Here is a 21,440-nt window from a genome sequence, read left to right as displayed (position 1 = left end):
GGGACCAGCTGGGACCAGGCGAGACCAGCCGGGACCAGCCGGGTCTACGCCTTGCGGGCCAGCGCCCCGTATCCCGGGATCACCCCGTCGTCCTGCCCGGGCACGGGCTCGCCCAGCTCGGGGTGCCAGTGGTGCGGCACCACGACGCCGGGCTCGACGAGGTCCAGACCGTCGAAGAAGCGGGTGAACTCCGCGCGGGACCGCAGGGCCAGGGTGACACCGGCGGCACGCATCTTCTCGGTGGCCGCCTTCGACTCCTCCGGGGTGAAGTCGGAGGTGGCGTGGGTCATCACCAGGTAGCTGCCCGAGGGCAGTTCGGCGAGCAGCCGGCCCACCAGGTCGTGTGCGCCGTCCTCGTCGGAGACGAAGTGCAGCAGCGCGATCAGCGACAGCGCGACGGGCCGCGTGAAGTCCAGGACCTTCCGCGCCCCTTCCAGGATGGCGTCCGGGTCGCGCACGTCGGCCTGGAGGTACTCGGTCACCCCCTCGTCCGTGCCGCGCAGCAGGGCCGCCGCGTGGGCCAGCACGATGGGGTCGTTGTCGCAGTAGACGACCCGGGCGCCGGGGACGATCTCCTGGGCGACCTGGTGCAGGTTGGGCTCGGTCGGTATGCCCGTGCCGATGTCCAGGAACTGGCCGACGCCGTTGCGGGCCAGCCAGCGCGTGGTCCGGTGCATGAACGCGCGGTTGACGCGCGCCATCACCGGCACCCGCGGGTCGAGGGTGAGCATCTGGCGGCCCATCTCCTCGTCCACCGGATAGTTGTCCTTGCCGCCGAGGTACCAGTCGTACATCCGCGCGGGGTGGGGTCTGGTCGTGTCGATCCTGACGGGTGACGTCGGGTCCTGCCCGGTCATGAGGCACTCCATAGAACACAGAAGGTGGTCACTTCAGCACCAGCGATTGAACATCAGCGGTTCGGCATCAGCGGTCATGCATCAGCGGTTCGGCATCAGCGGTCATGCATCAGCGGTTCGGCATCGGCGGTCAGGCGTCAGCGATCGGCATCAGCGGTCGTGCGTCGGCAAGGGAAAGTCGAGCGCGAGCAACGGCGAGCACGTCAGGACAGCAGGAAGTCCGCCTCTCCCGCCTTGGCCCCTTCGATGAAGGCGGTCATCTCGGCGGTGGTGTAGATCAGCGCCGGCCCGTCCGGGTCGGTGGACTGACGGACGGCGATCCGGCCGTCGGCGAGCTTCATCGCCTCCAGGCAGTTGCCTCCGTTGCCGCCGCTCCACGGCTTGTGCCAGCCTTCGCTGCCCAAGTCGCGCGCGGGCATGCCGTTGTAGACGTGTTTGCGCGGCTTGATGCGATCCATTCACAGCTCCTTGCGGAGATCCCGGAGGATCTCCTTCGTGCGATGTGCCGTGGCGGCCTGCGCCGCCATGCGGTCCATGACCTCGAGGTGGGTCGCCACCTCGGCGCGCGCGTCCAGGTAGACCGCGCCGGTCAGGTACTCGCTGTAGACCATGTCCGGCAGTTCGGGCATGGCGAATCGGAACAGCACGAACGGTCCGTACGTGCCCGGGTGCGGCCCCGCCGCGAACGGCGCGATCTGCAGCGTCACGTTCGGCAGCGCGGTCGCCTCCAGCAGTCTGTCGATCTGGGCGCGCATCACCTCCGGACCACCGACCGGGCGCCGCAGCGCGGTCTCGTCCATCACGACCCACAGCCGGGGCGCGTCCTCGCGGGTGAGCAGCTTCTGGCGCTGCATGCGCAGGTCGACATGCCGCTCGATGTCCTCGGGCCGGGTCTGTCCGATGGCGCCCGAGCGCAGCACTCCGCGCGCGTAGTCCTCGGTCTGCAGCAGACCGGGCACGAAGTGCGGCTCGTAGCTGCGGATGACGCCGGCCGCGCCCTCCAGGCTCACGTACATCGAGAACCAGCCGGGCAGGATGTCGTGGAAGCGCTGCCACCAGCCGGGCTTGTTGGCTTCCTCGGCCAGCTGGACGAAGGCGTCGGCCTCCTCCTCGGAGATCCCGTAGGCCTTGAGGAGCAGTTGCAGGTACGGGATCTTGAGCCCGACCTCGGCCATCTCCATACGGCGCACCGTGGCGGGGGCGACACGCAGGATGCGGGCGGCCTCCTCGCGCTTCATCCCGGCGCGTTCCCGCAGGTCCAACAGGCGCCGGCCGAGAACGACCTGGCCGACCGTCGGCGCGGACCGCGGTTCGCTCACGCTCCACCTCCACGAAGAGTTCTGACGAGCCGGCCACAAAAGAACGCTGACAGCCCTGCGGCGCCATGCGAAGACCTGACCGAAGAGCTGATCCGAACAAGATTTCGAACGGAACTTCGGCGGTCTCAACTGGCGCCGCGCGGGGTGCTGTTGCGAGCAGTGTGCCACGCCGTTCCAGACGGTCACACCGCACTCTGCAATTTTCAGAGTGACACTTGCCAAGTGTTCACGGCGGGGCGATAGTGGCAAGCGTGATTCCGTCCGCGCCCTTAGGAACAGACGCCGCCGCAGGCCCCCTCGGGGTCGGCGCCGCCGCGGGAGCAGGCCCGCTCGGGTCGGCTGCCGAGCGCCGGTTCCGTTTCGAGCTGGCCGCACACCCGGGTTCTCCCGCCCAGGCCAGACGCCTGACGCGGGCCCGCCTGACCGGCTGGTCGGTGTGCGAGGACACGTGCGACAGCGCGGCCCTGGTGGTTTCCGAGCTGGTCACCAACGCCATCGTGCACACGGCGAGCACCCACATAGTGTGCGAGCTGCACGACGGCGACGACCTGGTGCGGATAGCCGTGCGCGACGAGGGCTGCGCCCCCGGCCAGCCGCACGCCGCCGGCAGGACCCGCCCCGAGGAGGAGCACGGGAGGGGACTGCTCCTCGTCGACGCCCTCTGCCACGCCTGGGGCGCCCATGAGCACGGGCCCGGGCTGCTGGTCTGGGCGGAGCTGCCGCGCACGGCGGACGGCACACCCGATCCGGCCGCGGCCTGGAACGACCAGGACTGGGGCGGCGTCCTCGACGACCCGGAGCCCAGGGGCCCCCGCGCCGACACGGGCCGCCCCACCGCCGCGGCCCCCGGCGAACCCCGCAACGACCTCGGCTGGGGCGCCCGCCCCAAGCGCGGCCCGTCCGACCACCCGGACGACGGGGACGGCCCCCACCAGACACCGCACCAGCAGCACGGCCGGGCACCGCACCAGCGGTACGACCGGGTACGGCACCCGCACGACCAGGCACGGCAGCAGGCGTCGCAGCGCGTACGCCCCACCGGACCCGCCGTCCCGGAGGTGCCCCCGCAGGAGCGCCGCCGAGAACGGGGAACGGCGTGAGGCCCGGCGGCCGGGTCCTGCACCTGGACACCCTGGCCCGTCTCCGGCGCGCACAGCACACCCCGGCGCCCGTCCTGCGCCTGCCCGTGCCCGAGGGCATGACCACCCCGCTGGGCTGCGACGCCGTGGCGATGCCCGCCCGCTTCGGCCCGCTGATCATGCCCCGCCTGCCGCGCGTGGGCTGTGTGTACGCCGATGCCGCGCACTGGTGGTGGCTGGTGCCGTCGGACTCCGACCACGCCCTGGAGTGGCCGGCCCCCGCCCGGTACGCCGCCGGAGCGGTCGTGCCGGACGTCCCGGAGATGCCCGAGCTGATCCACCGGCCGGACGGCACGCTTCCGTACACCCCGCCGATCCCCCTGTATCTGACCTTGTGCCGCGTGACGGGGACGGCCCCGTCCTGGTCGCGTCCGGTCAGCGCGTAGGCCCGTCCGGCAAGCGACCCCGGCCCCCGCGCCGAGCCGCCACCCTCTCCCTCTCCCCGGCCCCCGCGACCGCCTTCCGCACGCCCCGTCGAGCCGTCGCCCCCCGTGCCACCTCCCACGCCGTCCCGGGCCTTCCTGCCTCCCGTCGTGCGCCCGCGCGCATCCGGCGCCCCCGGGCTGCGCCCTGCCCCGGCGGTCCCCGCCCCGCGATAGTGGCCGCTCACGAGGCGAAGCGAGGCGGAGCGAACCAGGGCGGCGGGACGAGGGGGAGGTCGGTCGACGGTGGCGAAGAAGCGGACCGCGCCGGAGGTGTCCGAGTCGGAGCGGCTGCTCTTCGGCGGGCCGCTCCGCTACGACATGGGCTGGAGCCAGCACGCCGACGCCTTCCTCGAACTGAACTTCCGCGCGATGATCACCCGCCTGCCCTCCCTGCTGGCGTCCAGCCTCCGGCTCGCCCGGCAGGCCGACGCGGCTGCCGCGCGGACCGTGCTGGCCGCCGAGGCGGGCCGGGGCCTCGCGCAGGCCGTGAGCCTGCTCGCGGTCAACAGCGTGCTGGCCCGGCTGCTGGGCGGCGGCCCCGTCGAGGACCGGCTGCGCGGCGCCGTCCCGGCGCTGGTCACGGTGGCCGTCGTGATGCTGCTGGCCGCCCTGCTGCGAGCCGCCAGCACCTACGCCACCGGCCGTCTGGAGCCCAAGGTGGAGCGGGTCGCGACCGAGCGGTACCTGGAGCGGGCGGCTGCCGTGGAGCTGGCCGCCATCGAGGACCACGCCTTCCACAAACTGCTGGACACCGCGCAGTACGGGGCGGCCTCGGCCCGCCGGATGATCTCGTACGGGACACGTGTGATCAACGCGATGATCTCGCTGGCCGCGGCGGCGGGCGTGCTGACCGTGCTGCACCCGGCCCTGCTGCCGCTGCTGGTCACGATGGTGCTGCCGAGCGCGTGGAGCGCGCTGACCGTCGCGCGGCGGCGCTACGAGTCCTTCCACGCCTGGGTGCAGCACGCCCGGGCCGGGCGGCTGCTCGGCAGCCTGCTCATCGAGCCGGAGGCCGCTCCCGAGATCCGGGTGCACGGGGTGGGCGCGTTCCTGCTGCGGCACTTCCGCGCGATGTCGGAGACGGCGGAGGCCGAGCAGGCCCGGCTCGCCCGGCTGGCCGCCCGTACCGGCCTGATCGCGGCGGCCTGGACCGGCCTGGCGACCGCGGCGACGTACGCGACGCTCGGCGCGCTGCTGCTGGCCGGGGCGATGGCCCTGTCCGTCGCGGGCACGGCCGTGATCGCCATCCGCACCGGTTCGCAGAGCCTGGACACGCTCGTGGTGGAGGTCAACGCGCTGCACGAGGAGGCGCTCTTCGTCGGCGACCTGCACCGGCTGTACGCGGAGGCGGCGCAGCGGGCGATCCCGCAGGGGGGCCGGGCGCTGCCGGAGGACCCGCGTGAGATCCGCTTCGAGAACGTCACGTTCCGCTACCCGGGCGACTCGGCCCGGCCCGCGCTCGACGACGTCACGCTCAGCCTGCCGCTGGGCCGGATCGTGGCGCTGGTCGGGGAGAACGGCTCCGGCAAGACGACCCTGGTCAAGCTGCTGGCCGGGCTCTACAAGCCGGAGCGGGGACGGATCCTGTGGGACGGCGTGGACGCGGCGACCGCCGACCGGCACCGGCTGGCCGAGCGGATCGCGATGGTGGCGCAGGACTTCAAGCGGTGGCCGTTCACGGCCCGGGTGAACGTCGCCCTGGGCCGGCCGTCGGCGCCCGTGTGCGAGGAGCGGCTGGCCGCCTCGATCGCCGAGGCCGGGGCCGAGCCGGTGATCGCGGATCTGCCGCGCGGGCTGGACACGTTGCTGGCCCGCAACTTCAGCGGCGGCCACGAGCTCTCCGGCGGGCAGTGGCAGCGCCTGGGCATCGCCCGGGCGGCCTACCGCAGGGGCCGCATCCTGATCGTGGACGAGCCGACGGCGGCCCTGGACGCCCGGGCCGAGCTGGAGGTGTTCGAGCGGATCCGTGCCCTGGCCGACAGCGGCCAGACGGTCGTCCTGATCACGCACCGGCTGGCGTCCGTGCGCCACGCGGATCTGGTGCACGTGCTGGACCAGGGGCGGCTCGTGGAGTCCGGGACACCGGACGAGCTGCTGGCGACCGGCGGGCTCTACGCCGAGCTGTACGCACTCCAGGCGGAGCAGTTCGCCACGTCACCCCCGCCGGCGGGAAAGGTACCGGCTCCGAAGACCGCCGGAGACGGGCTGAGGGCGGGCTGAGGGCGGGCTGAGGGCGGGCCCGACGAGTCGCGGGCGGGCTCAATGGGTCGCGGGCGGGCTCAATGGGTCGGGGGCGGCTCAATGGGTTGGGGGCAGGCTCAATGGGTCGGGGGCGGGCTTGAACGGGTTGCAGACGGGCTTCGGGCGGGCCGGAGACCGGCTGGGCGCCGGCCGTGCGGCGCCCGGCGGCGCGGGTCAGGCGGTGGCGCCGGCGCCGTCCCCACTGCGCACGATGACCAGGAACATGTCCGATGCCAGATCCATGACGACCTCGGCGGGCAGGCCTTCCAGACGCCGCGCCTGCGCGAACTCCTCCGCCGGCCAGGAGCCACGCGGCCCGCCCGCGGGAAAGCGCTCGAGCACCGTTCGCCCGTTCACCACCCTGCACCTCCATGTAGCGCTGTACTCGTAGAGTTAAACGCCAACCATGGGGTGAACGGCTCGCGAAGTGACGGTTCTGAGACGTAGTTGACACGCGTTCACCGTCAAGTGTGAGCAAACTCTCAGCCGCTTGGCTGATTTCCTCACTTTGGGTGTCAGTCGTCGTACTCGTCGTGATACCTGACGCGCTCACTTCCCGCAGGCGCCCCGAGAGCCGACGCGCGCCCCTTGGGTTCCTCCCACTCCTCCTGCCGGCCCAGCGCGGTGAGGTCCAGCAGGCTGGTCGTCGACCCGAGGCCGTCGAGACCGCGCTCGTACGTCGAGTACGTGTGGAACACGCGGTCGCGGTCCCGCAGGAAGCAGCTCAGGCCGGGCCGCTCGACGAGCCCGCCCTCCCGTTCCAGCGTCACCTCGAAGTCGCGGTTGAAGTCGCCGGGGTACGACGAGTACCAGGGCAGCGTCCAGCCCATCCGCGCCTTGAAGGGGAGGAGTTTCGGGTACGGCGCCCGGGAAACGGCCGCAAACGACGTGCCGCGCGCGTGGAGATGGGCGAGATGCCCCACCTGGTCCAGAAATGCGGAGCAGCTGCGGCATCCGGTGTTCCACTCGGGGGCGAACATGAAGTGGTAGACGACGAGCTGATGCCGGCCCTCGAACAGGTCGAGCAGGGTGGCCTTGCCGTCCCCGCCCTCGAAGACGTACTCCTCGTCGACCTCCACCATGGGCAGTCCGCGCCGCTCGGCGTTGAGCGCGTCCCGCGCGCGGGTGGCGGCCTTCTCCTTGAGCAGCAGGTGCGCGCGCGCCGCGCGCCACTGCTCGCGCGAGACGATCTCCGGAAGCGACATGGGCCCTCCTGTGACAACGGTCCGTCCGAGGTGATGACCGGCGGGAGGGGCGGAACTCATCGCCGCCCGGGAGGAAATCTCCCGGGCGTCCTTTCGGCCTCAGGTGTCGTACCGCTGGATCCGCCGTCCGTGGCTGCGGTCGACGAGCGCCGGCAGCCGCTCCCCCAGCTCCCGTACGACCGCCGGCACGTCGATGCTCAGCAGTTCGCGCTCCCGCATCAGGATCCGCCCGTCGACGATCGTGGTGCGCACGTCGGCGGAGCGGGCGCTGTGCACGAGGGTGGCGGCGAGGTCGTGGACCGGCTGGGTGTGCGGCCCGGTGAGGTCGACCAGAACGATGTCGGCCCTGCGGCCGGGCGCGATGCTGCCCACGCGGTCCCCGAGCCCCACGGCCCGGGCGCTCTGCAGCGTGGCGTGGTGGAGCGCCTGGCGGGAGGTCAGCCAGCGCGGGTCGCCCTCGGCCGACTTCTGCACCAGCGAGAACAGGGCCATGGACTCCCACACGTCGAGGGAGTTGTTGGAGGCGGCGCCGTCGGTGGCGAGTCCCACGTCGACGCCGATGTCGCGCAGGGCGCGGACGGGCGTGGTGCCGGGCCAGGCGAACTTGAGGTAGCCGCGGGGCGCGCAGGCCACGGCCGTGCGGCCGTCCGCCCCTTCCATCCGGGGCAGGTCCCGGTCGACGATGCCGGTGCCGTGGGCGAGGAGCAGGTCCGTGTGGAGGATCGTCGTGCGGTCCAGGACCTCGATCGGGCTGAGGCCGCGGCGGGCGAGGCTGGTGTCGGTCTGGTCGCGGTTCTCGGCGGCGTGCAGGTGCACGGGCAGCCCGTGCGTCCGGGCGAGCTCGGCGGTGGCGGCGAGGTCGGCGTCGTCGACCGTGTAGGGGGCGTGGGGCGCGAGGGCGGTCGTGATGCGCCCGCCGGCCGAGTCGCGCCGGCGCAGCGCGAAGTCCAGTGACCGCTCGCGGCCTTCGGGCCCCTGGGAGGAGAAGAAGGCCTGGCCGAGCAGGGCTCGCAGGCCGCACTCGGCGACCACGTCCGCGACCGCGTCCATCGCGAAGTAGTGGTCGGCGAAGCAGGTGACGCCGGCGCGGATCATCTCGGCGCAGGCGAGCCGCGCCCCCACCTCCACGTCCCGCTCGGTCAGGTTGGACTCCACCGGCCAGACGACGTCGTTGAACCACTCCTCGGTGGGCAGGTCCTCCGCAAGACCGCGCAACGCGACCATCGGCGCGTGCGTGTGACAGTTGATCAGGCCCGGCAGGGCCACCTGGCCCCGGGCGTCGATGCGCTCGGCGGCGGGCAGGTCCGCGACGTCCGCGGTGCCGGTGACCGCCTCGACGGTCCCGTCCCGTACGACGATCGCGGCGTCCTCCCGGAACCCGATCCGCTCTTGATCGTCGTGCACGAGGACCGTACATGCGCTGATGATGAGCTCGGCGGGACTGTCCGCGGCAGAAGGCGTCATCACGCCAACGTACGACCACGTCGTAGGGCGGTATGAGCCGAACCGCACATCCTGCCGCGGCTCTGTCGCGGGGCGGGCCGGGCGAGCACCCTGGCCTCACCACCCCGCCTGTCGGCTTCGGAAAGGAGCCCGGCATGCTCCTCGGCACCTGGAACCTGGAGAACCTCTACCGGCCCGGCGGCCCGTACGGCCCGCCCGACGAGGCCGCCTACGACAGGAAACTCGCCGCACTCGCCGCCGTGATCACGGAACTCGACCCGTTCCTGCTCGGCGTGCAGGAGGTCGGCGACCCGGAGGCCCTGAAGGACCTGGCCGGGATGCTCGACGACGACTGGCACGTCGCCCTGTCCGAGCACGCGGACGGCCGGGGCATACGGGTCGGGTTCCTCAGCCGTGCGGAGCCGACGGTGCTGGCCGACACGACCGGCTTCCCGGCCCGGCTGCGGCCCGTCCAGGTGGACGACTCCGGGACGACGGTGGAGCGGTCGGGGCGCGGCGTGCTCGCGGTGGAGGCCGGGGACGAGCCCCTGCGGGTGGCCGTCTGCCACCTGAAGTCGAAGCTGCTGTCGTATCCGGACGGCCGGTTCCACCCCCGCGACGAGGGTGAACGCGCCCGCTACGGCGCCTACGCGCTGTACCGGCGGGCGGCGGAGGCGACGGCCCTGCGCGCCCTCGCGGACGAACTGCTCGACGGTGACGGGCAGGGCAGGGACGTGGCGGTCCTGGGCGACCTGAACGACGAGGTGCAGGCCGCAACCACGCAGATCCTGCTGGGCCCGCCCGGTTCGGAACTCGGCACGCCGGGCTACGACAGGCCGGACCGGGGCGACGCGGCCCGCCTCTGGGACGTGGCCCCGCTCATCCCGGCCGGGCAGCGCTGGTCCCGCGTCAACTCCGGGCGCCGGGAACTGATCGACCACGTGCTGCTGAGCCATCGCCTGGTGCACCGGGCGGTGGCGGCGGGCACGGGTCTGCCCGGCGAGGGCCCGCCGTCCCTGCCCTCGGTCGGCCCCGACCCGGCGGAGCGGCGGGGCGCACCCGGCTCGGACCACGCGCCGGTGTGGGTGCGGATCGACGGCTGAGCCCCGACGCCGCGACGGCGTCCGGGGCGAGGCCCCTCGGAGTACGTCCACGGGGCGGCCCACCGCCCCCGCACCGCCGCTCCACCGCCACCGCCACCGCACGGGCGCCCCACCGCCACCGCCACCACACGGCCGCCCCACCGCCACCGCCGCCCGTCGCCGCGCCACCGTCGCCGCGCCACCGCTGCCCGTCGCCGCTCCACCGCCACCGCGCCACCGCTGTCCGTCGCCGCTCCACCGCCACCGCGCCACCGCTGCCCGTCGCCGCGCCACCGCCGCCGCCGGGCCGCAGCCGCCCCCGCCGCTCTACCCCGCCAGGGACCTGCGGGGCGGTCGCAGCCCCAGGCGCTGCGCAGGACCGGAGAGTTCCGTCAGGACGGCGGACAGCCGTTCCCGGTGGCGGGAGCCGATCCGGCCCGTGTCGTCGAGGTGCACGGCGCAGGCCGTCGTCGTGTCGACAAGTCGTTCGAGAAGTCCGGCCACCTCGTCCGCGCCCTCGGTGTGCCGGGCGAGGGCGGGCAGTTCGTGCGCGGCCAGGGAGATGGCCGTGCGGGCCTCGGCGAGGGTGCGGTACGCCTCGCGGCGCAGGGTCCAGCGGGTGGCGCGGTGGCCGGAGGGGGTGCCCGCGGTCCCGATGCGCGGGGCGTCGGCCTCGTCGAGGACGTGGCCGAGGTAGGCGTACGCGGCCTCGCTCGCCGCCACCAGCCGGGCGCGTACTCCCCCGCCGCGCTGCCCGGGCATCGGCAGATGGCCGACGAGCAGCACGATCGCGCAGGCCAGCAGCGTCTCGCCGATCCGGCCCGCCGAGGCCTGAGGTTCACCGCCGACCATGACGAGGGCGAGGACGAGCACGGTGACGACCGCGGTCTGGGCGGCGAAGTGCCGGGTGGCGACGGGGATCAGCGCGCCGCTGAGGGCGACGAGCGCGATCAGCCCCTCGGGCCTGGGCAGGATGGCGGCGAGCCCGGCGAAGAGGAGGGCGCCGAGCACGGTCCCGGCGGCCCGGTTCAGCACGCGTGAGGCCAGCGGTCCGAGGTCGGGCTTGACCAGGAAGACGGCCGTGGCGGGCAGCCAGTACCAGTGCTCGTGCTGCCCGTACCACCGGCTCTGGTGCAGGGCCTGCGCGACGGCCGCGCTGGCCCCGAAGCACAGGGCGACGCGCAGCCCGTACTCGCGTCCGGCCCCTCCGAGGGCGGCACGCCACCGGTCTCCGGCGGTGCGGGGCCGGGTGTGCAGGTCGCCGCCCCGGCCCTGGTCGAACGCCTCGGCGGCGTGCAGCAGGGCGTCGTCGAGGGCGCGCAGGGCGGGCGCCGAGCGGGAGGGGGCGGGCAGGGGGCCGGTGTGGGTGTTGCCGCGCACGGCGGCGGCGAGTCGCCGGGGTCCCGCACCGGACCGCTCGGACACGGGCTCCTCGGCCCACGCCAGCGCGGTGGCGGCCTCGGCGAGGGGCAGCGCGGCGGCGTACTGCGCGTGCAGCCGCCGCTCGGCGGAGGAGGAGGCGTAGCGCCGCAGCCGGGGTCCGGCGAGGGCGTCCTGGGCGTGGTCGAGGGCGGCGGTGAGCGCGGCCCGGCGGCGGATGGCGTCGGGCCCGCCGACGGCGTCGAGGAGCGCGGCGACGGCGTCGTACACCCCGGCCACCGCTTCCCGCTCCCCGTCGAACCGGAAGTCCCGGAAGTCACCGGCGAGCGAGCCGGGCATGGGCAGCGCCAGCCGGAGGACGAGCAGCCAGCCGGCGCCGGCGAGGAAGGCGAGCGCGCGTTCCCAGCCCGGCTCCGGCAGGGGCATCCCGGCCCCGACGGCGGCGCCGACGAGGAGCTGCGTGCCGGTGGCGGACGCGACCGGCCCCACCGCGCTCATCCCCCCGGCGACGAGCCCGACGAGGGTGAACAGGGCGGTGAGCACGACCGCGCCGGTCTCCTGCCCGGCGTACGTGCCGACGACCAGCCCCAGGGCGCCGCCCAGCGCGGGGACCCCGAGCCGCTTGACCGAGGCCCGCCGGCTCCCGGGCCGGTCGTTGATCCCGGCGAGCATGGCGGCGATGGCGGCCACGACCCCGAGGGAGGTGTGCCCGGTCGCGACGGCCAGGAGCAGCAGCGGCCCGGCCGACAGGGCCCCCCGCGTCACCGCGCTCCAGGGAACCGGCCCCCGCTGAGCGCGCAGGGCGTGCGCGAGCCAGGGCGGGAGATGCGGGGTGGTGCGGCGGGACACGGGGCTCCTGTCGTCTGGCCGGAGGCAGGGGTGGGCCTTCGGGCGACGGTGGCCGGGGCGTGAGGTGGTGTGTGGCTTCCACGGTAGGCGGGGTGTGCGGAGGAAAGGTTTCCGGAACGTGACGGAGGGCGTCGGGGGCCGCTTTCTTTATGTACGCAATCGGCGGGCCGCCCCGCGGCAACCTTTCCGGGCCCGGTGGCCACTGACGGGTCGGAAGCGCGCGTTCTCCCGAACCACGCAAGGACTCGAAGGGCTCATCCGTGGCATCCGCATCCCACCGCCGTCCTCCGCGCACGCGGCGTCCGGCCCTGGTCTCCGCTGTCGCCGTGGCAGCCGTGGGACTCCTGGTCTCCCTCGTGATGGCGTTGCGCCCGGAGGGTGCGCCGGACACCGTGCGCACGGCGCCCGGCCCCGGCACCCACGGCCGCCCGAGCGCGGGCCCCACCACCGGAAAGCCGTCGCCGTCCGCGACGGCGAAGCCGAAGCCGGAGCCCTCCGAGGCGTCCCCCACCCGGACGACCGCCCCGGCCGCCGCGTCCGGGCGCCGCTCGCCCACGCCACGCCGCGGGTTTCGGCCCGTCCGGCGCCCGGCACGGCGCCGGCGGCGGGCCGGATCAAGCCCGGGGTGACCTACCGGGGCGTCGCCACCCACTACGACGCCGGAGACGGTGACGGGCCTGTTCGTACGGCCCGAGCCCCGACCTGATGGTCGCGGCGATGAACCACACCGACTACGAGACGTCCGCGGCCTGCGGGGCCCACCTCCTGGTCCGCGCGGCGAACGGCGCGTCCGTCACGGTCCGGGTCACCAACGAGTGCCCGCTGCCGTGCGCCCCCGGGCAGCTGGACCTCAGCAAGGAGGCCTTCGCCCGGCTCGCCGACCTGTCCGCGGGCCGGACAGCGGTGAGCTGGAGCCTGCTGAGCCCCGCCACCTCCGACACGGTCTCGATCCGCTACAAGACCGGTTCCAGCCGCCACTGGTGCGGCATCCAGGCCCTCGGGCACCGCAACCCCCTGGCCCGCCTGGAGGTCCGCACCGGCAGCGGCTGGCACCGGCTGACCCGCACGGAGTACAACTACTTCCTCTCCCCCGACGGCACCGGCTGCGGCGGCCCCCTCCGGCTGACCGACCTCCACGGCCGGCGCCTGACCGTCGACGGCATCGGCGTCCGCCCGGACGTGGTGCAGCCGACCGGCGTCCAGTTCGCTCGCGTCCCGTGACGGTGCCGGCCCGCGCTCCCCGGCGCTGATCGGCACGGCGTGCCCCGGGTACTCGGCGGGGCCGGTGGAGATTACGGCGGCGGCCGTCGTTCCCGGTCCGGCGGGGACCGCGGGGCCGCCGGTGGGAGGACCGCCATGTTGATCGAGCATCGCGGGCAGCGGCCCGTCGTCCCCGCGTCGGCGTACGTCGCCCCGACGGCCGTGCTGTGCGGGGCCGTCGTCCTCGGTGAGCGCAGCCGGGTGCTGCACGGGGCCGTGCTCACCGCCGAGGACGGGCAGGTGCGGGTGGGCGCGGACGTCGTCGTCATGGAGAACGCGCTGGTGCGGGGGCGGGCCCGGCATCCGGCCGTGGTCGGTGACGCGGTACTGGTCGGGCCGCACGCGCACGTCAACGGCGGGACGCTGGAGGACGAGGTCTTCGTGGCCACCGGGGCCTGCGTCTTCCCCGGGGCCGTCGCGGGAACCGGCTCCGAGCTGCGCATCCACAGCGTGCTGCACGTCAACTCGGTGCTCCCGCCCGGTACGGTCCTGCCCATCGGCTGGATCGCGGCGGGCGCGCCCCGGGCGCGGCTCTTCGCGCCCGGCGAGCACGACGAGCTGTGGCAGATCCAGGAGGCGCTGGACTTCCCCGGCACGGTGTACGGCGCCCCGCGCGGCACCCCGATGCGCGAGCTGATGGCCCGGCAGGCGGCGTTCTACGGGGCCCACCGGGACGACGTCCCGCTGGACGGGCCCGGCAGCCCTTCGTGAGTCACCGCCCCCCGGGCCGTCCCCACGCCCTGCGCTTCGGCAGCGGCGCGGCGTAGCTTCCGGCCCGGCTGGTCGTCAGCCCCAGCGCGACCAGGGACTCCGCCAGCTTCACCGCCGCCGCGACGCCGTCGACGACCGGCAGGCCGAGTTTCTGCCCGACCGTGCGCTGCAACCCGGTCATCCCGGCGCAGCCCAGCACCAGCACCTCCGCCCCGGCCGCGCGGGCCCGCTCGGCGGCGGCGAGGAACGCCGCCCGTGTGCGCTCGTCGTCGCCGAGGTCCAGGACGTTCAGGCCGGTGCCGACGACGGCGGCGCAGTTCCGGGCGACGCCCGCCGTCTCCAGGCTGTCCTCGATCTGGCCGCGGGAGCGCTCCAGCGTGGTGACGACCCCGTAGCGGCGGCCCAGCAGGCAGGCCAGATGGGCCGCCGCCTCCGTGATGTCGACGACCGGGACGTCCACCAGTTCCCGTACGCCCTCGCGCCCGTGCTCCCCGAACCCGGCCATCACCACGGCGTCGTACGGCGGCCCGTCGTGGGTCCGCAGCGTGTCCAGGACGGCCGCCGCGGACAGGTAGCTGTCCAGCCAGCCCTCGGCGGACGCGGGGCCCCAGGCGGGGGTCAGTCCGCTCACGGTGGTGCCCGGGCCTGCGGCGGCCCGGGCACCTCGCACGATCTCCTCGGTCATCTCCTGCGTGGTGTTGCAGTTGGTGACGACGATCCGCACGGTGTTCAGACCTCCGCGCCGGCGCGCTCGGGACGGCACAGGGCCGCGTACAGGCCGGCCGCGATGGCCGTGCCGATGAACCAGGAGTACGGCGCCACGTCGCTGAAGGTCTTCACCAGGGCGAGCACCGCCGCGACACCGGCCGCCGGCAGGAACGCCCACAGGGCCTTGGGGTTGAAGCCCCTGCGGTAGTGGTAGCGGGAGCCGGGCGTGGCGTCGAACAGTTCGTCGACGTTCACGCGGCCGCGCTTGACCCAGTAGTAGTCGACCATGATCACGCCGAACAGCGGGCCGAGGAAGGCGCCGAGGCCGCCGAGGAAGTAGTTGACGACGGTCGGGTTGGAGAAGAGGTTCCAGGGGGTGACCAGCAGGGCCGCGACCGTGCTGATCATGCCGCCGATCCTGAAGGTGATCTTCTGCGGCCAGACGTTGGCCAGGTCGTACGCCGGGGAGACGAAGTTGGCGACGATGTTGACGCCCATGGTGGCGATGGCGAAGGTCAGCGCGCCCACCACCAGCACCCAGGTGCTGCCGATCTCGGCGACCAGGTGGGCCGGGTCGGTGATCTCCTTGCCGAAGACCTCGAAGGCGCCCGCGGTGACGATGACCGAGACGATCACGAAGGCCGTGGAGTTGACCGGCAGGCCCCAGAAGTTGCCGCGCCTGACGGACCGGTAGTCGGGCGCGAAGCGGGAGAAGTCGCAGAAGTTGAGCATCAGGGTGCCGTAGGTGGCGAGGACCAGGCCGATCGCGCCGAACCACTGGCGCCACTGCTCGCCGACGGACACCGGGTGCGGGGTGGAGGTGAGGGAGATCGTCCAGCCGGCCTTGGCCAGGATCCACACGGCCAGCGCGATCATCACGAGCCAGATCGCCGGGCCGCAGAAGTCCTGGAACCTGCGGACCGACTCCATGCCCCGGCTGATGATCGCCGCCTGCACGAGCCACAGCGCGACGAAGGAGACCCAGCCGAGCGCGTCCAGGCCGAGGAAGGAGTTGTGCGTCCAGGACTCCAGGCCCGGCCAGGCCGCCAGCAGCATCACGTTGACGGCGACGGAGGCGAGGTAGGTCTGGATGCCGTACCACATGATGGCGATGACGGCCCTGATCAGCGCCGGGATGTTGGCGCCCCAGACGCCGAACGCGATCCGGCTGACGACCGGGAAGGGCACGCCGTGCCGCTGGCCGATCTTCCCCATCCGGTTCATGCCGATGTAGATGATCACGAAGCCGACGAGCAGCGACGTGAAGATCTGCCAGACGTTCATGCCGAGGAAGAGCAGTCCGGCGGCGAACGTGTAGTTGCCGAGGTTGTGGACGTCGGACATCCACATCGCGAAGAGGTCGAAGACCTTCCAGTTGCGCTTCCCGGCGGGCGCCAGGTCTTCGTTGGTGAGCCGGGGATCGGGGACGAACGCGGGGGCGCCGGTGGCTGCGGCACGGTCGGCGAGGGACACGGGACCTCCCTGAGCAAGGGGACGGGGGAATGCTCTTCGGGGGCGTTTGGTATACCAAACTGCGCTCATGGTCTCTCCGTCAACCGTTCCGACCGATGTCGCTCTCGTTAACGCTCCGTAAAAGACCCCACGCGTCGACGAAGATGGGCGGCATGACGAAGATCGAACCCCTCGGGGCGGTACGTGAGCGCGTCACGGCCGCACTGCGCCGGGAGATCGTCGCGGGCGACCTCCGCCCCGGCGACCGCCTGGTGGAACGCGAGCTGGCGGAGCGTTTCGGCGTCTCGCGGGTGCCGGTCCGGGAGGCCATCCGGTCCCTGGTCGCCGAGGGCTTCGTCCACTTCGAGACGCCCCGCCGCACGGTCGTCCGCCGTCTCACACCGACCGACGTCAAGGAACTGTTCGAACTGCGCGAGGCCTTGGAGGTCTACGCCGCCGGACTCGCCGCCTCCCGCGCGACCCCCGAGGACCTGGCCGAGGTCCGCGCGCTCCTCGACCGGGCTGCCGCCGCCACCGAGGCCGGGGACGCCGAGGCGATCACCGACGTCAACAGCCGTCTGCACGACCGCATCGTGGCCATGGCCGGCAACAGCCTGCTGACCGAGGCCCTGGAACCGGTCGCCGGCCGGCTGCGCTGGATGACCCGCCGCAACGAGGAGTGGTCCCAGCTCCTCGTGGAGCACCGCGAGTTGTACGAGGCCATCGCCTCGGGCGACCCGGACCGCGCCCGCGCGCACGCGCTGACGCACGTACGGACCAACTACCGCTCCACGGTGCGGCACCTGTTCGGCGAGGGGACCGGCTGAGTTCTAGTCCTCGCCGGCCGGGTCGAGCCCCGCCGCCCGCGCCGCCGTGCGCAGCACGTCACGCAGCATCGCGGGGGTGAGCCGGCCCGTGAAGGTGTTGCGCTGGCTGACGTGGAAACAGCCGAACAGTTCCAGCCCGTCGAGCACGTACCGGGCCCCGTGGGCGAAGGCGGGGCGGGGCCGGGGCACGGGCCAGCCCGCCTCGGCGAACGCGGGCAGCGCGGCCTGCCAGCCGAAGCCGCCGAGCACGACCACGGCCCGCAGCGTCGGCCGCAGCAACCGGAGTTCCCGCACGAGCCACGGGCGGCAGGTGTCCCGCTCCCCCGGCGTCGGCTTGTTCTCGGGCGGCGCGCAGTGCACCGGCGAGGTGACGCGCACGCCGTACAACTCCAGTCCGTCGCCGGCGTGCACGGCGGTGGGCTGCGAGGCGAGCCCGACGTCGTGGAGCGCCTCGTAGAGGACGTCCCCGGAGCGGTCGCCGGTGAACATCCGGCCGGTGCGGTTCCCGCCGTGGGCGGCGGGGGCCAGCCCCACGATCAGCAGCCGGGCGTCCGCCGGCCCGAACCCGGGCACCGGCCGGCCCCAATACGTCCAGTCCGCGTAGGCGGCGCGCTTGGTACGGGCCACCTCCTCACGCCAGGAGACCAGCCGCGGGCAGGCCCGGCAGTCGGCGATGCGCCGGTCGAGAAGACGAAGGCCGTCGGCGTCCATCACTCCACGGTAGGCGCAGGCGGGGGCCTGGTGGTCACGGGGTCGGGAGCGGTGCGGCGCGCCGGATCCACAGCAGGGCTCCGGCCAGCAGGATGGCGCCGGTCAGCAGCCAGGGCAGCGGCCCCGGCGGGAGGGCTCCGACGGCCAGGCCGGTGAGGGCGCCCACGAGTTGCTGGGCGAGGGACTGCACGGACAGCGCGGTGGCGCGGCGCTCACCGGGGACGCGCCGGTGCAGCAGGTCGTTCTCGTTCGGGGACGCCGCGCCGAGGCCGAGATACACCAGCCCGAAGCCGGCGACCGCCAGGGCCGTCGCCACCGGGTGCGCGCCGGACGCGGTGACACCGAGCAGCAGCAGTCCGCCCGCCCCCACCGCGAGGCAGCCCGCCACGGCCCGCTCGCCTCCACCGCCGATCCTGGCGACGAGCGGCGCGAGATGGCTGCCGACGCCTGAGCAGACGAAGCCCGCGCAGGCCAGCGCCGCGTAGGCCGCCGCCCCCGAGCCGGTCCCGCCCGTCACCTCGGCGGTGCGGCCGGGCACGAGCAGTTCGACGGCGGCCAGGGCACTGCCGACGGCCGCGGCGGTGAGCAGGACCCTGCGCACCAGCATGTCCCGCCCGCCCAGCCGCACACCGCCGAGGACGGTGGCCGGAACACCGCGCAGCACCGAACGCACCGTCGCCGGCGGCCGCGGCGGTTCCTTCAGAGCGGTCAGCACATAGCCGACGAAGACGACCCTGAGCGCCGCCCCCAGCAGCAGCGGGACGGACAGCGGCAGCACCACTCCGGAGGTCGCCTCGCCCAGCCGGGCTCCGGGATCGGGGCCCAGGCCCAGCAGCCAGGGCAGGGCACCGCCGATCAGCAGACCGGCCGCGAGCGCCGCCGAGGTGGCGGAACCGCCCCGGGCCAGCCCTGTGCGCAGTTCGGCGTCGGGGCCGGAGCACGCCTGGACGGTGTCGACGTACCAGGCCTCCGCCGTCCCGCTGGCCAGCGCGCGGGCCGCGCCCATGAGCACCATGCCCGCCGTGAGCACCCAGGCGTTGGTGCCCAGGGCGACGAGGGTGAAGGCCACCACGTTGAGCGCGCCCGCCAGCGCCAGGACCGGCCGCCGCCCGAGGACGTCGGAGAGCCCGCCCGTGGGCAGTTCCAGCACCGCCACGGCCAGCGAATGGGCGGCGAAGAGCCCCGCGACGGCGGCGAGGGACATACCGCGCTCACTGAACAGCAGAACCATCGAGGCCAGCCCCAGCCCCGGCGGCAGCCAGAGCAGCGCGCAGATGGTGACGTAACGGCGACGAGCGACCCGCGCCCCGGGCGGCTCGACGGCCCGGGCCGCCGCGGTGACCTCGGCCGCCGGGGGCGCCGCGGGCGCCAGGGGCGGTTCGGCTGCTGCCTGGGGCGCCGCGGTCGCCTTCACCGGCTTGGGTGCACCGGAGGTGCCGGGGGCGTCGGAGGTGACGGGGGCGCCGGGGGTGACGGGGGCGTTGGAGGTGCCGGAGGCGTTGGAGGTGCCGGGGGCGCCGGAGGTGCCGGGGGCGCCGGAGGTGCCGGGGGCGCCGGAGGTGCCGGGGGCGCCGGAGGTGCCGGGGGCGCCGGGGGCGGCGGGGGTGACGGGGGCCTCGGGGGTGACGGGGGCCTCGGGGGTGATGGGGGCCTCGGGAGCGCGGGGGACCTGGGGGACCTGGGGGACCTGAGGGACTTGAGGGACTTGAGGGACTTGTGGGGTCTGCGGAGCGCCGGAGGTATCGGGGGTGTCGGGCGTCTCGGTCAGCCGGTCCGTCACGGGGTCGCCTCGTCGGGTGTGTCCGCCGGCTCGGCCGTATCGCTCGCGCTCCGCTCCGGCGGGGCGAGCGGCAGCCCGGCGGTGAACAGCATGACGTGCTCGGCGCGCGGGTCGTCCACGTCCCGGGCGGTCAGTTCCTCCAGCTTCCCGGCGATCGTCTCCCAGAGCTCGGTGAGCGACTCGGCCGTCAGCCGGGGCATGAGATCGCTGATCCCGGACGGCTCCACCCACTCCTGGCCGAACCGCCCGGCGGCCATGTCCGCCTCGTGCCGGGCGAGGGACTCCTCCAGGTGCTCGACCTGCCGCCGCCGCGCCAGCCCGATGAAGGCACGGCCCGCCTCGGAGGACTCCATCGACTCGTTGCTCCAGGAGGTCACGGTGTGCAGCGCCCGCCACCGCCGCTCCCGTCCGTCGCGGTGCTCGGCCTCGCCGATGAACGCGTATTTCGCCAGCACCCGCAGGTGGTAACTGGTCGACGCCGACGACTCCCCCGTCCGCGCGGCGAGCTCACTGGCCGTGGCAGGCCCGTCCAGCCGCAGCAGCCCGAGCAGCCGGATCCGCAACGGGTGGGTGAGGGCCTTCATGGCGCCGGTGTCGTGCTCGGGGTCGAGTACGCGTCGATGCTCGTCGCTGTCCATGCGGGGAGCGTAGGGCGGGCCGGACGTTTCACAGAAGACATTTTGCAAAATTAGATTGGGAAAGTCGGACCGGCCCGCTCCCCGGGCAGAAATCCACACCCGGTCGGCCGACCAGGAGGACTAAGGTCGGGACCATGGCTTCTCAAGGCGCGGAGTACGGCAGGGCGAACGGAGCCGGAGGCATGCCCCCCGAGGACAGGACACCCCAGGACACGACGTCCGAGGACACGGCGTCCGAGGGATCGCTGCCCAAGGGTTCGGTGTCCGAGGGATCGGCGTCCGAGCGTCCGGGCTCGGCCGGGGCCTCCGCGCCCGGCGGGGCGCAGGCGCCGGACCCGAAGGTGGCCGCCGCCATCGCCGCCGCCGAAGCCGCCGGGCCGCAGGGCGCCCAGACCGTCCGCGTCGACAGCTGGATCTGGTCCGTACGCCTGGTGAAGACCCGTTCCATGGGCGCCACGGCCTGCCGGGGCGGACACGTGCGGGTCAACGGCGAACGCGTGAAGCCCGCCCACGGCGTACGCGTCGGCGACGAGGTCCGTCTGCGCCACGAGGGCCGGGAGCGGGTCGTCATCGTGACCCGGTTGATCCGCAAGCGCGTCGGCGCCCCCGTGGCCGTCCAGTGCTACGTCGACAACTCCCCGCCGCCCCCGCCCCGCGAGGCCGTCGCCCCCGCCGGCATCCGCGACCGCGGCGCGGGCCGCCCGACCAAGCGGGACCGCCGCGAGCTGGAACGCCTGCGCGGCATGCCCGGCCCCGGGCCCGTCGGCGGCTTCGGCCCCGGTCCCGGCCCGGGAAGCGGCTTCGGCCCCGGCCCCGGAGGCGGGCTGGGTCCCGGCGGCCGCTCCCGTTCCGGTGGCGGGTCGGGCAAGCCGCGGCCCTGACCGGGCCACGCCCCGCTCAGGTCCCGCCGGAGGACGTCACGCCCGGCCCCGCAGCAGCCGCACCAGCTCCGCGTTGTGCCCCCGTCGTGCCCAGGCGATGAGGGCGAGCGGCACGATCAGGATGAGCGGCGTCGCCGCGTACTGCCCGTCGAAGACGGCCGTCTGCACGATGAACGCGCCCACCATCAACGCGCTCAGCGCCATCGCCGCCACCGACTGCAGCACCGGGATCAACAGGGCGATGGCCCCGGCCAGTTCGAGCACGCCGATCGCGTACATCCCGGCGCTGCCCCAGCCGAGTTCGTCGAAGGACTCGGCGGCCGACTCGTGCCCGATCAGCTTGGGCAGGGCGCTCGCGAACGCGTAGAAGAGGGCGAGCAGTATCTGCAGGCCGCGCAGTGCGATCCGGGCACGCCGCCCGCGCGGAGTCGCGGACTCGCCGATGACGACGCCGTCCGGGGTGGAGGAAGCGGCGGTGGAAGGAGAGACGGCGGCGGAAGCGGTGCTCTCGGACATGGAGGTCTCCCGGGGA

Annotated in this window: 21 protein-coding genes; 8 read left to right on the top strand and 13 right to left on the bottom strand. The window is 74.1% G+C overall.

All coding sequences use genetic code 11. The features are described 5' to 3' along the window. Positions 1-44 precede the first annotated feature (44 nt). The 3 genes from ACPXCS_RS19860 to ACPXCS_RS19850 all read right to left on the bottom strand — a co-directional run bounded on the left by ACPXCS_RS19860 (position 45) and on the right by ACPXCS_RS19850 (position 2,176). A complete protein-coding gene (locus ACPXCS_RS19860) occupies positions 45-857 on the bottom strand; it encodes an SAM-dependent methyltransferase (RefSeq protein ID WP_425945560.1) in 813 nt (270 codons plus the stop codon). Between the two features lie 203 nt (positions 858-1,060). After that, positions 1,061-1,315 carry a DUF397 domain-containing protein gene (locus ACPXCS_RS19855; protein WP_030246665.1) on the bottom strand — a complete coding sequence of 85 codons (255 nt, stop codon included), beginning with the start codon at positions 1,313-1,315 and terminating at the stop codon, positions 1,061-1,063. Further along, on the bottom strand, positions 1,316-2,176 hold the full coding sequence (locus ACPXCS_RS19850) for a helix-turn-helix domain-containing protein (protein ID WP_425945558.1): 861 nt from the start codon (positions 2,174-2,176) through the stop codon (positions 1,316-1,318). 242 nt (positions 2,177-2,418) lie between these two features. Between ACPXCS_RS19850 and ACPXCS_RS19845 the strand changes: the two genes are divergently transcribed. The 3 genes from ACPXCS_RS19845 to ACPXCS_RS19835 all read left to right on the top strand — a co-directional run bounded on the left by ACPXCS_RS19845 (position 2,419) and on the right by ACPXCS_RS19835 (position 5,960). Further along, positions 2,419-3,276 carry an ATP-binding protein gene (locus tag ACPXCS_RS19845; protein ID WP_425945557.1) on the top strand — a complete coding sequence of 286 codons (858 nt, stop codon included), beginning with the start codon at positions 2,419-2,421 and terminating at the stop codon, positions 3,274-3,276. Further along, positions 3,273-3,701: a hypothetical protein gene (locus ACPXCS_RS19840; protein WP_425945555.1), complete on the top strand. Its 429-nt coding sequence runs from the start codon at positions 3,273-3,275 to the stop codon at positions 3,699-3,701. Before ACPXCS_RS19845 ends, ACPXCS_RS19840 begins: the two co-directional genes overlap by 4 nt. A 282-nt stretch (positions 3,702-3,983) precedes the next feature. Beyond that, on the top strand, positions 3,984-5,960 hold the full coding sequence (locus ACPXCS_RS19835) for an ABC transporter ATP-binding protein (protein WP_425945554.1): 1,977 nt from the start codon (positions 3,984-3,986) through the stop codon (positions 5,958-5,960). A gap of 195 nt (positions 5,961-6,155) precedes the next feature. Here the strand turns inward: ACPXCS_RS19835 and ACPXCS_RS19830 are convergent, their stop codons facing one another. From ACPXCS_RS19830 to ACPXCS_RS19820, 3 genes are all read right to left on the bottom strand, one after another. Further along, a complete protein-coding gene (locus tag ACPXCS_RS19830; protein ID WP_425945770.1) occupies positions 6,156-6,338 on the bottom strand; it encodes a hypothetical protein in 183 nt (60 codons plus the stop codon). Between the two features lie 158 nt (positions 6,339-6,496). Continuing rightward, the gene (locus tag ACPXCS_RS19825) at positions 6,497-7,186 is read right to left on the bottom strand and encodes a DUF899 domain-containing protein (RefSeq protein WP_425945553.1); all 690 of its coding nucleotides are present in this window, start codon (positions 7,184-7,186) and stop codon (positions 6,497-6,499) included. Positions 7,187-7,285: 99 nt separating this feature from the next. Then, a complete protein-coding gene (locus ACPXCS_RS19820) occupies positions 7,286-8,650 on the bottom strand; it encodes an amidohydrolase (protein ID WP_425945552.1) in 1,365 nt (454 codons plus the stop codon). 134 nt (positions 8,651-8,784) lie between these two features. On the opposite strand from ACPXCS_RS19820, the gene ACPXCS_RS19815 reads away from it, so the two are divergent. Then, on the top strand, positions 8,785-9,732 hold the full coding sequence (locus tag ACPXCS_RS19815) for an endonuclease/exonuclease/phosphatase family protein (protein ID WP_425945551.1): 948 nt from the start codon (positions 8,785-8,787) through the stop codon (positions 9,730-9,732). Between the two features lie 306 nt (positions 9,733-10,038). Here ACPXCS_RS19815 and ACPXCS_RS19810 read toward each other — a convergent pair whose 3' ends face one another. Next, positions 10,039-11,940, bottom strand: coding sequence for an FUSC family protein (locus ACPXCS_RS19810; RefSeq protein ID WP_425945550.1), 1,902 nt, complete (start codon positions 11,938-11,940; stop codon positions 10,039-10,041). A 717-nt stretch (positions 11,941-12,657) separates the two neighbouring features. On the opposite strand from ACPXCS_RS19810, the gene ACPXCS_RS19805 reads away from it, so the two are divergent. Together ACPXCS_RS19805 and ACPXCS_RS19800 are read left to right on the top strand one after the other, a co-directional pair. Next, on the top strand, positions 12,658-13,161 hold the full coding sequence (locus ACPXCS_RS19805; protein ID WP_425945549.1) for an expansin EXLX1 family cellulose-binding protein: 504 nt from the start codon (positions 12,658-12,660) through the stop codon (positions 13,159-13,161). Positions 13,162-13,296: 135 nt separating this feature from the next. Continuing rightward, positions 13,297-13,911, top strand: a complete 615-nt coding sequence (locus ACPXCS_RS19800; protein WP_425945548.1) for a gamma carbonic anhydrase family protein — start codon at positions 13,297-13,299, stop codon at positions 13,909-13,911. A gap of 1 nt (position 13,912) precedes the next feature. Here ACPXCS_RS19800 and ACPXCS_RS19795 read toward each other — a convergent pair whose 3' ends face one another. Further along, entirely contained in the window at positions 13,913-14,635 is a 723-nt protein-coding gene (locus ACPXCS_RS19795) for an aspartate/glutamate racemase family protein (RefSeq protein WP_425945547.1), read from the bottom strand. 5 nt (positions 14,636-14,640) lie between these two features. Continuing rightward, positions 14,641-16,092, bottom strand: coding sequence for an NCS1 family nucleobase:cation symporter-1 (locus tag ACPXCS_RS19790; protein WP_425945546.1), 1,452 nt, complete (start codon positions 16,090-16,092; stop codon positions 14,641-14,643). A gap of 152 nt (positions 16,093-16,244) precedes the next feature. On the opposite strand from ACPXCS_RS19790, the gene ACPXCS_RS19785 reads away from it, so the two are divergent. Continuing rightward, the gene (locus ACPXCS_RS19785) at positions 16,245-16,898 is read left to right on the top strand and encodes a GntR family transcriptional regulator (RefSeq protein WP_425945545.1); all 654 of its coding nucleotides are present in this window, start codon (positions 16,245-16,247) and stop codon (positions 16,896-16,898) included. Between the two features lie 3 nt (positions 16,899-16,901). Here ACPXCS_RS19785 and ACPXCS_RS19780 read toward each other — a convergent pair whose 3' ends face one another. From ACPXCS_RS19780 to ACPXCS_RS19770, 3 genes are all read right to left on the bottom strand, one after another. Next, positions 16,902-17,609 (bottom strand): uracil-DNA glycosylase, encoded by a 708-nt coding sequence (locus tag ACPXCS_RS19780; RefSeq protein ID WP_425945544.1) that lies wholly within the window; start codon positions 17,607-17,609, stop codon positions 16,902-16,904. 34 nt (positions 17,610-17,643) lie between these two features. Continuing rightward, positions 17,644-18,840, bottom strand: coding sequence for an MFS transporter (locus ACPXCS_RS19775; RefSeq protein WP_425945769.1), 1,197 nt, complete (start codon positions 18,838-18,840; stop codon positions 17,644-17,646). Between the two features lie 545 nt (positions 18,841-19,385). Continuing rightward, entirely contained in the window at positions 19,386-20,027 is a 642-nt protein-coding gene (locus ACPXCS_RS19770; RefSeq protein WP_425945543.1) for an ArsR/SmtB family transcription factor, read from the bottom strand. A 134-nt stretch (positions 20,028-20,161) separates the two neighbouring features. Between ACPXCS_RS19770 and ACPXCS_RS19765 the strand changes: the two genes are divergently transcribed. Beyond that, positions 20,162-20,908, top strand: coding sequence for an RNA-binding S4 domain-containing protein (locus tag ACPXCS_RS19765; RefSeq protein ID WP_425945542.1), 747 nt, complete (start codon positions 20,162-20,164; stop codon positions 20,906-20,908). A 36-nt stretch (positions 20,909-20,944) separates the two neighbouring features. Here the strand turns inward: ACPXCS_RS19765 and ACPXCS_RS19760 are convergent, their stop codons facing one another. After that, the gene (locus ACPXCS_RS19760) at positions 20,945-21,424 is read right to left on the bottom strand and encodes a DoxX family protein (protein WP_425945541.1); all 480 of its coding nucleotides are present in this window, start codon (positions 21,422-21,424) and stop codon (positions 20,945-20,947) included. Between the last annotated feature and the right edge of the window lie 16 nt (positions 21,425-21,440).

Origin of the sequence: Streptomyces sp. DT190 (genome assembly GCF_049846985.1) — a bacterium.
GTDB lineage: Bacteria > Actinomycetota > Actinomycetes > Streptomycetales > Streptomycetaceae > Streptomyces.
The sequence above is the reverse complement of the archived record's forward strand: the minus strand, read 5'-3'. Positions and strand labels throughout refer to the sequence as shown.